Here is a 12,198-nt window from a genome sequence, read left to right as displayed (position 1 = left end):
GGTTCCTCAGCGAGTTGTTGCAGGTGGGTCGAACAGATTGATGGCACTCTTTTCCCAGTGCAGCGCAACACGCTGACCGAGACACATCAGAGACTCATTCATCCGGGCTTCAGGGAGATAGCACATCACCAACTGGCCATCGTCCAGTCGGGTTTCCACAAAGAAGAACTGTGCCTGGAACTCGATATCAACGATGGTTGCTTCCAGACGGGTAAACGTATTGGGTGGGGTGTAATCCAGGGGCTCGATGACCAGGTGGTCGGCGCGGATGGAAAAGGGTTGCTGCAGGTCAGCTGGCATTCCACCGTTGGGCTGCAGAACATTGTGTCCACCAATAAAGTTGGCCACAAACTCGGTTCTCGGCGCTTCAAAAATGTGGCGTGGGTGACCACTTTGTTCGATACGTCCATCCGACATCACGATGGCGAGATCCGCCAAGGCAAAGGCTTCTTCCTGCGAATGGGTCACATGGATAAAGGTTAAGCCGAGCTGTTGCTGCAGGCTTTTTAATTCTTTGCGCATCCGCACGCGCAAGAATGGATCGAGTGCTGATAAAGGTTCGTCCAACAGCACTACATCCGGTCGGCAGATCAACGCCCGGGCCAGCGCAATGCGCTGTTGCTGTCCGCCTGAGAGCTGCCCGGGCAATTTGTCGGCAAATGCACCCATGTTGACCAGTTCCAGCATTTCTTCGGCGGCGCGGTAACGTTCCGCCTTGCTCTTGCCTGCGATTTTTAAACCATAGGCTACATTGTCCCGACACGACAGGTGCGGAAACAGCGCGTAGTTCTGAAACATCATGGCGGTGCCGCGCTGGCGCGGCGACAAGGAGGTGACATTGCGATTATCGAGCAGGATGTCGCCATCGGAGACCTCTTCATGCCCGGCGATCATCCGTAAAGTGGTGCTTTTGCCACAACCACTAGGGCCCAGCAAGCAACAGTAGCTACCCCCAGGCACTTTGAGGTTGATGCCATCAACTGCCCGGTGACTGTCATAGAACTTGCTGGTTTTGATTAATTCAACCGAACCCGCCATACTGTAATTCTCACAAATTGTTAACAATTAATGATGGATATATTGCAAGGTGGGTGCCAGATTTTCTAAACGTTGAATAAGCATCTGACTTCATACAATTTTTACCGATAATCATTGTATTTATGCGGTATTTTGAATATATATGGCAATCGTTTCTGGCTTCAAAAATGCTTCGTTTTGGGTGCGTAAGTAGGGTTGCTGCACAGGTTCGGTGCTTTGTCTAACGAAAAATTGTTAATAATATTGGAGTCGAAATGAAACCCGCCAATAAATCATCTGAAATAGAACGCATCGTCACTACCCTTGCCCGGGCCGTGGCCGAGCAGCGGATACCACCCGGCACACGGCTGATTGAGGCGCAATTGGTGAGCAGTCTGAAGGCCAACCGCAACCACGTTCGTTCGGCTTTGCAGCAACTGGCACTTCGCCGCATCGTTAGCATCGAACCCAACCGGGGTGCCAGCATCGCCCAACCCTCCGTTGAAGAGGCCCGGGCCGTGTTTACTGCACGGTCGGTGATTGAACGTGGCATTATTGAAATTCTGGTGAGTCGAGTGCGGCAACTCGATATTTCACTGTTGAAGAAACAGCGCGACAAGGAACAAGCGGTTATTCTCAGTGGGCCGCGAGAAGCCATCATTCGCGAGTCCGGTCAGTTCCACCTGCTATTGGCGCGACTGGCCGGCAACCCGGTACTGGAAGAGATGCTCAACGACCTGATCACCCGTAGCTCACTGATCATTTCCCTGTATCAGAGAAACAATGATCTTCAATGTGGTTGCGATGAACATAATGACATTATCAGTGCGATCGAAGCGCGTGATTCAGGCAAAGCGGTGCAGTGCATGAGCCACCACTTGAATGATATTGAGATGCATCTGAACCTGACATTCTGGGAAACCCGAACAGTGGATTTTAGACATGTGTTTGAAGGTGATACTGAGCCAAAACGAATCTGAAGGCAGATGAATAGCCCAATACCCTTGCCGCACGGCTGAAACTGGTTGAACGCTATTACCCAGATCTGGTAGCGACAGCTTGCCTCTTTGGCTTACGAGACTGGATTTAGCCTCTATCATGCAGGACAATGTCTTAGCGTCCTGATCTGATAATAATAACAGGTGGGATGAAGACTCGTGATCAAGCCTGACTGGAGTGCCCCGTTTGAATACCGTAATCAGTGGCGTTGGCCTGTATACCCCAATAGATGTTATCAACAATGACGAACTCGTCGAATCCTTTAACTGCTTTGTAGCTGACTACAATACCCGCAACAGTGCGGGTATAGCGATCGGTGAAGTCACCGAGCTGCAACCCTCCTCATCGGCTTTTATCGATAAAGCTTCAGGCATTCTTAGCCGTCATGTGATGGATAAGCAGGGCATTCTTGATCCTGAGCGCCTCAAGCCGTTTATTGCTGTGCGCGACAACGACAGCTTGAGCTTGCAGGCCGAAATGGCGCTGCAGGCGGCCAATCAGGCTTTGGATGAGGCAGGATTAACCGGTGCTGACCTGGATTGTGTCATCGTTGCATGTTCCAACCTGCAGCGGGCCTATCCGGCCGTGGCCATCGAAGTGCAGCAGGCATTGGGTGCCGGTGGCTTTGCATTTGATATGAATGTCGCCTGCTCGTCCGCCACCTTTGCCCTGCAGTTGGCCAGTAATACCATTCAGGCTGGGAATGCCACTCGGGTGCTGGTGGTAAACCCGGAGATCTGTTCTGCACATCTGAACTACCGCGACAGAGACAGCCATTTTATTTTTGGTGATGCCTGCACCGCCATGATTGTTGAAGCGGCTGAGCTAGCCAGCTCAGCGAATCAGTTCAGTATTGTGGGCACCCGGTTGAAAACCGCCTTCTCCAATAATATCCGTAACAATTTCGGTTTTTTGAGCAAGTGTGAAGATCGTGATCCGGACTCGGCCGATACCTATTTTGTCCAGCAGGGGCGCAAGGTATTTAAAGATGTGGTGCCGATGGTCGCTGAGCTGCTTATTGATCATCTAGCGTCACTGAATCTGTCAGCTTCGGAACTGCGTCGTTTGTGGCTGCATCAGGCGAATATCAATATGAATAGCCTGATCGCGCGTAAAGTGCTGGGGCGTGACCCTGAAGCGCATGAAGCGCCGACTATTCTGCATGAGTTTGGTAACACCAGCTCGGCGGCATCGATTATTGCCTTTCAGCGTTTTCGTGATGGGCTGCAGACAGGCGATTTATGCCTGCTTTGTTCTTTTGGGGCGGGATACTCAGTCGGCTCTGTGATTCTGCGGAAAGTCTGAAGGGCCTGAAGTATCAGGCCCGGTTAAGGATGTAACCGCATTAATAGCCGCGTTGGCGATCAACCTGTCCGCTGATGCTTTCGCCCGCCTGCAGCGCCTGGAGTTTCTCGGCTATCTGGCGGATGGTTTCTTCGCGCAGCGTGGGTGCGGAAATGTGCGGTGTCAGGGTGATCTGTGGATGTGACCAGAAGGGGTGTGTTTCCGGCAGAGGCTCCTGCTCGAACACATCCAGCACCGCATGCAGTAACTGGCCCTCATCCAGTGCGGCCAGCAGATCATCTTCATTCAGATGCTGTCCACGGCCGACATTGATAAGCACGCTCTGGGGTTGCAGCTGCGATAGCAATGACTGATTGAGAATGCCCTGGGTTTCCGCTGTCAGCGGCAGGGTGTTGATCAGAATGCGGGTTCTGCCAAGGAAACTTGCCAGTGCGTCCTGACCACTGAAGCTTTCGACACCCGGAAAGGTTTTAGCCTTGCGGGTCCAACTGGCAACCGGGTATTCCAGCAACGCCAGTGCCTGAGCGGCTTTGTTGCCGATCTGTCCCAATCCCAACAGGCCAATCGGCCAGTCTTTACGGCGGCAGGGCGCTTGCATTTTCCAGTGTTTATCTTGCTGCTGCTGACGATAAACCGGCATGGCACGGGTGATTTCGGCTATCTGGTGCACCAGGTATTCAGCCATCTGTGCCGACATGCCGGCATCTTCCAGTCGGTAGATGGGCAGTGCCTCCGGCAGGGCAGGAAGCTTAAGCAAGGCATCTACACCGGCTCCCAGGTTGAAAATTGCCTTGAGTCCGGGTTCATTTTCAAATAGCACCGCCGGGGGTTGCCACACCAGTGCATAATCGGCTTGTTGCGGTGGCATATCGTCCTGCCATGCGATGAGTTCAGCATCGGGCAGGGCCGCCTGCAAAGGGGTGATCCAGCGCTCGGGGCGCGGATCAGGGGATACAAACAGTATTTTCACGTGACCTCCTGAGTTCTGCCTTGAGTGTATAAGGGAAGTCAGAGCAATGCATCCCCGCTATCAGCCAATTTGTCATCATGACGAAATTTTAACCCAGTAGGCTCAAGGCTTGGTTTACACTGTTTTCTTTAGTTGAAGTACGGCGAGCACCCACTCATGAATCTGGCTATGTTGTCTGTTTTTATTCCTACATTTTTCTTTGTCTCTGTGACACCGGGTATGTGCATGACCCTGGCGATGACGTTGGGCATCACCCTCGGTGTTAAACGAACCCTGTGGATGATGTGGGGAGAAATGCTCGGTGTGGCCCTGGTCGCTTTGCTCGCTGTACTCGGTGTGGCGGCGGTGTTGTTGACCTACCCCGGTTTCTTTCAGGTATTTAAGTGGATCGGTGGTGCGTATCTGATCTATGTGGGTGTACAGATGTGGCAGTCGCGTGGCCGCATGGCCATTCCGGAAACGGCTGCTGTGCGTCAGACGGTGTCAGCCTGGCAGTTGTTTATGCAGGGGTTTGTGACAGCCGTGGCTAACCCCAAAGGCTGGGCTTTCCACGTAGCGCTGTTGCCGCCTTTTATCGATCAGAGTCAGCCGCTGGTACCGCAGTTATCCTTGTTGCTGGGTATTATTGTGCTGCTGGAACTGGTTTGTATGTTGATTTATGCCGGTGGCGGTAAGGCTTTGCGCTTGTTTCTACAGCATGCTCACAATGTGCGTCTGCTTAACCGGATAGCGGGTAGTTTGATGCTGGGGGTCGGGGTTTGGTTGGCTGCTTTTTGATGGCTTAGCCTGCTAAGGTCATTGGGTCTGTGCCATGCAGGAGTGGTGATATCGCTTTGGTGTGACACGCTTTTCGTCATCCATGACCGCTCGACTGCCGCCGTCCGGGCGGCAGACGGTCACATCAAAGCGATACCACCACCCCGCCGAAATCCTGTGCCAATCCAAATATCGGGCAGAGCAAGCTTCGTAGCATGACCATGGCATAGGTCATTGAGTTAAGATTCTAATTTTCTTTAAGGCAAGGGTTTTGCAAAAATACTGATTTTAAGCCAGCTTTAATTTGGCACTGAATTTGGTGGGGGCTGATGGGGTCGGATTTGACTGACCCTGTGCGCCAGGACGGCGCACTGGAGCCCCCATGGATGGGTTAATGGCGCGTCAGACAAACGCCGATCCCATCAGCCCCAAGCCCACGACAATCCCACGAAAAAGATGCTTTGTCTGGCCTGATGCGATAAACTGCCGCCAACGAGCCGTCCGACGTGACGGCTTTTTTTGTTGGCAGGGTGTTTGACCGGAATTTCGACGGCCCTTTCCTGCATCAGGCCAGATGGCCATACTGCTGTTAGCGCAACGATGAAACCTGTTCCGGTGTTTTTAATCCGCCAGCTCTTTTTCAAGGTTGGATGCGCGAATTCGGCGATTTAACCAAGAGATGATTTAATGAGTTTTGCCACACTGGGGTTATCTGACTCCATTCTGAAAGCAGTAACCGAACAGGGTTACGATACCCCTTCCCCGATCCAGAGCCAGGCCATACCCATTGTGTTAGCAGGTAAAGACCTGATGGCCGCTGCGCAAACGGGTACAGGGAAAACCGCCGGTTTTACCCTGCCGATTCTGGAACGCTTAAGCCAGGGTAAGCCCGCAACGGCTAACCAGGTACGCACCCTTATTTTAACCCCGACACGTGAACTGGCCGCTCAGGTTGCTGAAAGCGTGAGCACTTATGGCCGTTATCTGCCATTGCGCTCGGCTGTGGTGTTTGGGGGGGTAAAAATCAATCCGCAGATGATGAAGCTGCGCAAAGGTGTGGATGTATTGATCGCTACGCCGGGTCGGTTGATGGATTTGTATAAGCAAAATGCGGTGCGTTTTGATCAGTTGGAAGTACTGGTGCTGGATGAAGCTGACCGGATGCTGGACATGGGTTTTATCCATGATATCAAACGTATCATGGCGATTCTGCCTGCCAAGCGTCAGACACTGATGTTTTCGGCAACCTTTTCCACAGAGATACGTAAACTTGCCAAGGGTTTACTTAATGATCCGCAAGAAGTGTCGGTGACACCGTCCAATGCAGCCGCGCCTAGCGTTGAGCAGTGGATTTGTCCGGTGGATAAAAACCAGAAAGCTGGTTTGCTATGCAATCTGATTCATCAGGGAAAATGGCAGCAGGTGTTGGTATTTACCCGAACCAAGCACGGTGCTAACAAGCTGACCAAACAGCTGGAATCTAACCATATTACCGCTATCGCTATTCATGGTAATAAGAGCCAGAATGCGCGTACTAAAGCCCTGGCTGATTTTAAAGCCGGTGAGGTACGGGTATTAGTAGCAACTGATATTGCCGCGCGTGGTCTGGATATCGATCATCTACCCCATGTGGTTAACTATGACCTCCCTAATGTGCCGGAAGACTATGTGCACCGTATTGGTCGTACCGGACGTGCCGGAAAGGTCGGTGTCGCTGTGTCACTGGTGTGTGCCGATGAACTGGATCATTTGCGTTCGATTGAGCGCCTGACCCAGAAAGTACTGGAACGTCGTTTGGTAGCCGGTTTTGAGCCGGTTCACCCTTTGCCAGATACCAGTCTGGCAGCTCCTAGACATAAACCTCAGGGTGCCAGGCGTAAGCCCGCAACCGGACACCGTGATGGTGTGCGTTCAGGTGAACTGGCCAGAGGGCATCGACCCGCGCGTCGATAATGTTTAGCAATGGATAAGCTACCGGTTATTCAAGGGTTCCCACCCTTAGTGGCTGAAGGGGCACGGGTCCTCATTCTGGGCAGTATGCCAGGTGAGGCTTCGATTCGTGCCCAGGCTTATTATGCCCATCCCCGCAATAGCTTCTGGCCGATCATGGCCAAACTGTTTGAATTTGATCTGGCCTTGCCTTATGCCCAGCGAGTGGCGGAGCTGCAGGCTCGTGGTGTGGCTGTCTGGGATGTGTTACAGGCCTGTCAGCGACAGGGGAGCCTGGATACAGCCATTTGCCTGACTTCAGAAGTGCCCAATGATTTCGAGCGTTTTTTTGCGTGCTATCCACAAATAGACTCGGTATTTTGTAATGGTAAAAAAGCCTGGAAGAGTTTCAGACGTTATGTGCTCAAGCCCTTGGCTTTGCAATCCCTGCATTGTCAGCGCTTACCCTCTACCAGCCCGGCGCATGCCAGCCTGTCTTTTCAGGCGAAACTGGATGCATGGCAAGTTGTGGCAGATGCCTTAAGCAGGCAGCCCTAGTTCAACCGTCCTCCCTGTTCATTAAAACACTACCCACAAAGTTCGACTGACACTTAACGTCAGCAGGCTTTAATCACTGACCTTTTCCGTCATAGCTCACCAGACCGGGGTTCGTTAACATCCATGCTAGGCATTAGTGTAATGATCTCTGGAATCAGGTAATCGATCGTGCACACCACAATAATAAAAAAAACGTTGTTTCACATTGGATTATGCCAATGTGTCACGTTTGGAGCTTACCGTGAAAAGCTTTTTATACCCTGCTGTTTATCTGATGAACCAACTTGGATATATCTATAAATTCGGTTTGATCAGTCTGCTGTTTCTGCTGCCATTATCGGTCATGAGTTATAGTCTGATTAGTCAGGCTTATCAGGGACTCGCTGTCACTGCGCTGGAAAAGGAGGGCGTTGTACTGCTGCAGCAGACTTCCCGATTGATTCAGTCTGCCGAGCGTTATCGGGATCTGCGGGCGGTTGAGCACTATCGTGACCTGGCTGAACTTGGCGCTCTAATCGAACAGCAACGTTCTGAGGTAGTTGAACATCTACGACCCCTCCAGTCTTCCACATCAGCTTTGATTAAACAGGCGCCGATACAGACAAATCTGGATACAGTGGTTCAGCACTGGCAACGGCTGAGCAGTGAGGGAGCCAGTAATCAGGGTGCGATTGATGCACAGTTTAATGTTTATCATGACTTTGTCAGTGATCTGTTGCGCCTGCAGCGCTCTATTGCGCAGGTGAGCGGTTTGACCAAGGATCCCAGTGAAACTGTGCTGAATCTGGTTAATCTGGTAGTGCGGGAGCTGTCTTCCGGACTTGAACTGATGGGACGAAGTCGCAGCTACGGGGTGTATGCTCTGAATGGCGACTTTATGGAATCCAGTCTCAGTGATCGTCTTAATATGATTTTTGATGGTCTTAGCGACGCCCAGCATGATCTGCACCAGGTGATGGCTCTGGCAGTAGAGCCAGTTTATACCCGCGCCTCCGAGCTTGAGCCATTAGCGATCAGTGCAGACGCATCCTTGTTGACAGTGCGTGACAGAATGGATGAAGAGGTAATAATGGCAATGTCTCTGGAATTACCCTGGCAGCAGTATTTCAGCAGCACCAGCCGAGATATTGATTTCCTGCATCAATTGAGTCAGGCATTACTGCCACAGGTTAATCAGCTGCTTGAGCAGCGTTTGGCTACCGATAGTCGGCAGCTTTACCTCTTACTTGCCACGCTGGCTGTTGTGCTGTTACTGATAATCTACCTGTATTCAGGTTTCTACCTGTCAGTTCAGACGTCTATCAATCGTATCTGGCACGCCAGCCGCAGCATTGCTGAAGGGGATATGACTGTGCGGGTTAAATCGGAAACACGTGATGAAATGTCAGCCCTTACCCTGGAGTTCAATCGTATGACCGAACGGGTGCATAATCTGATCACCGAGGTGCACGCAACGGCACAGCAGGTATTTGAAAAAGCGGGACAGGTGGAGAGTATTTCCATTGAAAGCCGTGCCGCCATTCAGGGGCAGCGTGACGAGACCGAGCAGGTGGCTGTGGCTATGAATCAGATGACACTGTCTGTGGCGGAAGTCTCACGCTTCGGTACAGAGGCACTGGCCGCTGCCGTTCAGGCTGATGAGCATACGCACCAGGGACATCAGCAGGTTAGTAGCGTTCTGGGGCGCATCGAGGCGCTGGCTGAAGAGATAGAAAGATCGGTTGCGGTGATCAATAGTCTGGAGGCGGATAGTCATCAGATCACCCAGGTGCTTGAGGTAATCAAGGGGGTGGCAGAGCAAACCAACCTGCTGGCACTTAATGCAGCGATTGAAGCGGCACGAGCCGGTGATCAAGGCAGGGGCTTCGCGGTTGTCGCCGATGAGGTGCGAGTCCTGGCTCAGCGTACACACCAGTCAGCTGAAGATATCGATAAAATGGTAGCGGGACTGCATCAGGGTGTCAGCGAGTCCGTTAAGGTGATGCAGAGCAGTCAGCAACTGGCAAGGCATACGGTAGCGGAGTCCGGCAGGGTCGGGGCGGCGTTACAGAGTATTTCTTCGTCTGTGCATACGATTGTAGAGATGAATGAGCAGATTTCCAGTGCCTCCGGTGAGCAGGCGGGTGTGGCCAGTGCAATTGACAACAACATCCTGACGATCAGCGGGGTGAGTGAGCAGACGGCGCAGGGCGCCGAGCAGGTGGTGGCTGCAAGCAAGGAGATGGCCGCAATGACAGCGCAACTGAAGCAGGTGTTGGGTACGTTTAAGGTTTAATCTGTCCACCCCGTTCGTTGATCTGCCAGTCATTGTCGGTGATGGCTACACCCCCCTTGGCAGTGACCTGCACTGTGTCACTGAGGCCAATACCCCACTCCCCAGGCAGGCGAAGACACAGGGGGAGGTGGAATACCATGTTTTCCTCAAAACGGCGGGTGAGGCCGCGGGCGATATAGCCGGTGCCTTCAACCCAACTGGGCGGGAACTGCGCGCCTACCGAGTAGCCGAATACGCCAGAGAAAAATAGTCGATCCGCATAGGGAGCAAGGGCCGCTTCGGCAGCCTGGGCTGCATCATCAAAGGTATTGCCAGGGTGCATGGTTTCTTTCAGGGCGGCATAGAGGCTTCGGCACACTTCGGCGACCTGGTGCATCTGCGTTGTGGCTCTGCCTGCTACGGCGGTGCGCATCATCGGCGCGGTATAGCGCTGGTAGGCTGAACCAAATTCAAGGAAAACCGGGTCACCTGCTTCAATAACTGTGCGTTTATGATTGACGTGTATCACGCTGATGCGCTGACCGCTGGTCACGATTGGCTGCAGGCTCATGAACTCGCTGCCCGCCGCGAGCAGGGCACGTGAGCCCTCGGCAGCTACCTCATTGTCAGTGATGCCGGGCTCGATGATAGCCTCGGCAGCTCGTAATCCGATTGCGGTGATACGTGCGCTCTCACGCAGGCAGTTTAGCTCGGCTGCGCTTTTGACCAGACGCTGACTATCCAGCAATGCGCCGCCATCATTGTGAAAGCGTGCTTTGCCCAGACGGTCTAACAGCGGTTGAATGATGGCATAGCGCAAACCGGCAAAATACACATCCAGGCCTATATGCTGGCAGGGAGACAGCAAGGCCAGTAACGGCTCGATGACTTCGTTGATATCTTCCCAGCGGTAACCGATGATTTCATCCACCCTTGCGGTAACAACGGCCGGTCCGGTCTCAATCGACGGTACCTGCAGGACCACACGTTCAGCCGTGACCAGTAACGCGGTATGCACCGAGACCTCAAAGGTGTGATAGCCGGTCAGGTAGAAAATATCGGCAGGATCGGTCAACAGCAGGGCATCACGTCCGGCTTCAGTCATCAGGGCCCGGGTGCGTGCCAAACGGAGACTTAATTCATCAGTCGGGAAGGGTAATTCGCTGCCTTCCAGAGTGTTGGCTAAAGCGTGGCGGTAAGCGTGGAAATCCATGGTAGTCTCCGGAGTTAATAAGGGATTACCTCAGTGTAGGATCAAAACTATTTGTCTGTGTGTAATAGACGGGACGGGCACCTACAAGCCTTATTTTTCTTTTGTAAAACCATCTGATAAGGTTTTGATTTATAATGATCTGAAGGTTTTTATTTTTGCCCTTTTAAGGTGCCTGGAAGCATAGTAAGGTAATGATATAAATGAAAAAATTATCGGTTTTATTTGTCTGTCTGGGGAATATCTGCCGTTCACCCACCGCTCAGGGGGTTTTTGAGGCCAAGTTAGTGGCTGCAGGTCTGCATAAGCAGGTCAGCGTGGATTCAGCAGGCACAGCGGCCTGGCATGTCGGTAAAGCTCCCGACCGGCGCAGCCAGCAAGTGGCCGCACAGCGTGGCTATGATCTCAGTCTGCTTCGAGCACGCCAGGCTACGCGAGAGGATTTTGAACAGTTTGATTATGTATTGGCGATGGATGCGGATAATCTGACAGACTTACGGGTGCTGGAACCCGCCCACTATAAGGGCGTGCTTTCGTTGTTTCTGGAGTATGCCTTTCCGGGGGCGTCGCGTGGGGTACCTGACCCTTACTACTCACAGGGTGATGCGGGTTTTCATGAAGTGGTTGATCTGATAGAAGCTGCATCAGACGGACTGATTAAGGTATTAAAAGAACGCCTGTAGCCATTATAAACTCTCGAGTTTATCGAATTCAGCTAGAATTTAAATGATTTCGACAAACTGCAAATACGGAGTCCTGATGCTTTATCTGTTTGAGGTGCATATTAAACCTGGCTACACCGCCGAAGATTATGCTGATGCCTGGGTACGGGCCAGTGAGTTGATACAGCAGGCACCTGGAGCACGTGGTACGCGTCTGCATCGTAAGCTGGATGATCCTAAAGTACTGATTGCCATTGCTGAGTGGGACACTAAAGCTGATCGTGATGCCATGGAGCGTCAGCATAGTCCTGAGATTGCCGCGATTATTCGCAGTGCGGTACCCTTTTGCGAGATTCGTACAATTGGAGAATTCGACGAGGCCGAGTGGGTGGTTTTACCCCCCGGTGCCGAACAGTAATTATTTTCGATGTATTCAAAAAATCGCTTTCGGTCCTCTTGAAAGCGACTCCTCACGCCCTTATTCAAACTACTGAAAGGGCGAGACACCTGTCTGCCCTGATTCGTGTGAAACAGGAGG

Annotated in this window: 11 protein-coding genes; 8 read left to right on the top strand and 3 right to left on the bottom strand. The window is 52.3% G+C overall.

Annotated features, from left to right (window positions below; all coding sequences use genetic code 11):
- Positions 1-6: 6 nt before the first annotated feature.
- The gene (locus F5I99_RS11460; protein WP_151056130.1) at positions 7-1,038 is read right to left on the bottom strand and encodes an ABC transporter ATP-binding protein; all 1,032 of its coding nucleotides are present in this window, start codon (positions 1,036-1,038) and stop codon (positions 7-9) included.
- A 254-nt stretch (positions 1,039-1,292) separates the two neighbouring features.
- Here F5I99_RS11460 and F5I99_RS11455 point away from each other — a divergent pair, with 254 nt between their 5' ends.
- Both F5I99_RS11455 and F5I99_RS11450 read left to right on the top strand, forming a co-directional pair.
- On the top strand, positions 1,293-1,997 hold the full coding sequence (locus tag F5I99_RS11455) for a GntR family transcriptional regulator (RefSeq protein WP_151056127.1): 705 nt from the start codon (positions 1,293-1,295) through the stop codon (positions 1,995-1,997).
- Between the two features lie 205 nt (positions 1,998-2,202).
- Positions 2,203-3,321 carry a beta-ketoacyl-ACP synthase III gene (locus F5I99_RS11450; RefSeq protein WP_151056125.1) on the top strand — a complete coding sequence of 373 codons (1,119 nt, stop codon included), beginning with the start codon at positions 2,203-2,205 and terminating at the stop codon, positions 3,319-3,321.
- Positions 3,322-3,361: 40 nt separating this feature from the next.
- Here F5I99_RS11450 and F5I99_RS11445 read toward each other — a convergent pair whose 3' ends face one another.
- Entirely contained in the window at positions 3,362-4,291 is a 930-nt protein-coding gene (locus tag F5I99_RS11445; RefSeq protein WP_151056123.1) for a 2-hydroxyacid dehydrogenase, read from the bottom strand.
- A gap of 156 nt (positions 4,292-4,447) precedes the next feature.
- On the opposite strand from F5I99_RS11445, the gene F5I99_RS11440 reads away from it, so the two are divergent.
- The 4 genes from F5I99_RS11440 to F5I99_RS11425 all read left to right on the top strand — a co-directional run bounded on the left by F5I99_RS11440 (position 4,448) and on the right by F5I99_RS11425 (position 9,809).
- Positions 4,448-5,068, top strand: a complete 621-nt coding sequence (locus F5I99_RS11440) for a LysE family translocator (protein WP_151056122.1) — start codon at positions 4,448-4,450, stop codon at positions 5,066-5,068.
- 666 nt (positions 5,069-5,734) lie between these two features.
- Positions 5,735-7,000 (top strand): DEAD/DEAH box helicase, encoded by a 1,266-nt coding sequence (locus F5I99_RS11435; RefSeq protein ID WP_151056119.1) that lies wholly within the window; start codon positions 5,735-5,737, stop codon positions 6,998-7,000.
- 9 nt (positions 7,001-7,009) lie between these two features.
- Positions 7,010-7,534, top strand: a complete 525-nt coding sequence (locus tag F5I99_RS11430; protein WP_151056117.1) for a DNA-deoxyinosine glycosylase — start codon at positions 7,010-7,012, stop codon at positions 7,532-7,534.
- A gap of 241 nt (positions 7,535-7,775) precedes the next feature.
- Positions 7,776-9,809 (top strand): methyl-accepting chemotaxis protein, encoded by a 2,034-nt coding sequence (locus F5I99_RS11425; protein ID WP_151056115.1) that lies wholly within the window; start codon positions 7,776-7,778, stop codon positions 9,807-9,809.
- On the opposite strand, the gene F5I99_RS11420 is transcribed toward F5I99_RS11425, so the two are convergent.
- Positions 9,799-11,001 (bottom strand): M24 family metallopeptidase, encoded by a 1,203-nt coding sequence (locus F5I99_RS11420; protein WP_151056113.1) that lies wholly within the window; start codon positions 10,999-11,001, stop codon positions 9,799-9,801. The genes F5I99_RS11425 and F5I99_RS11420 overlap by 11 nt on opposite strands.
- A 200-nt stretch (positions 11,002-11,201) precedes the next feature.
- On the opposite strand from F5I99_RS11420, the gene F5I99_RS11415 reads away from it, so the two are divergent.
- Entirely contained in the window at positions 11,202-11,681 is a 480-nt protein-coding gene (locus tag F5I99_RS11415; protein ID WP_151056112.1) for a low molecular weight protein-tyrosine-phosphatase, read from the top strand.
- A 76-nt stretch (positions 11,682-11,757) separates the two neighbouring features.
- Positions 11,758-12,078, top strand: a complete 321-nt coding sequence (locus tag F5I99_RS11410; protein WP_151056110.1) for an antibiotic biosynthesis monooxygenase family protein — start codon at positions 11,758-11,760, stop codon at positions 12,076-12,078.
- The last annotated feature ends 120 nt before the right edge of the window (positions 12,079-12,198 follow it).

Origin of the sequence: Nitrincola iocasae (assembly GCF_008727795.1) — a bacterium.
Taxonomy (GTDB): domain Bacteria; phylum Pseudomonadota; class Gammaproteobacteria; order Pseudomonadales; family Balneatricaceae; genus Nitrincola; species Nitrincola iocasae.
The sequence above is the reverse complement of the archived record's forward strand: the minus strand, read 5'-3'. Positions and strand labels throughout refer to the sequence as shown.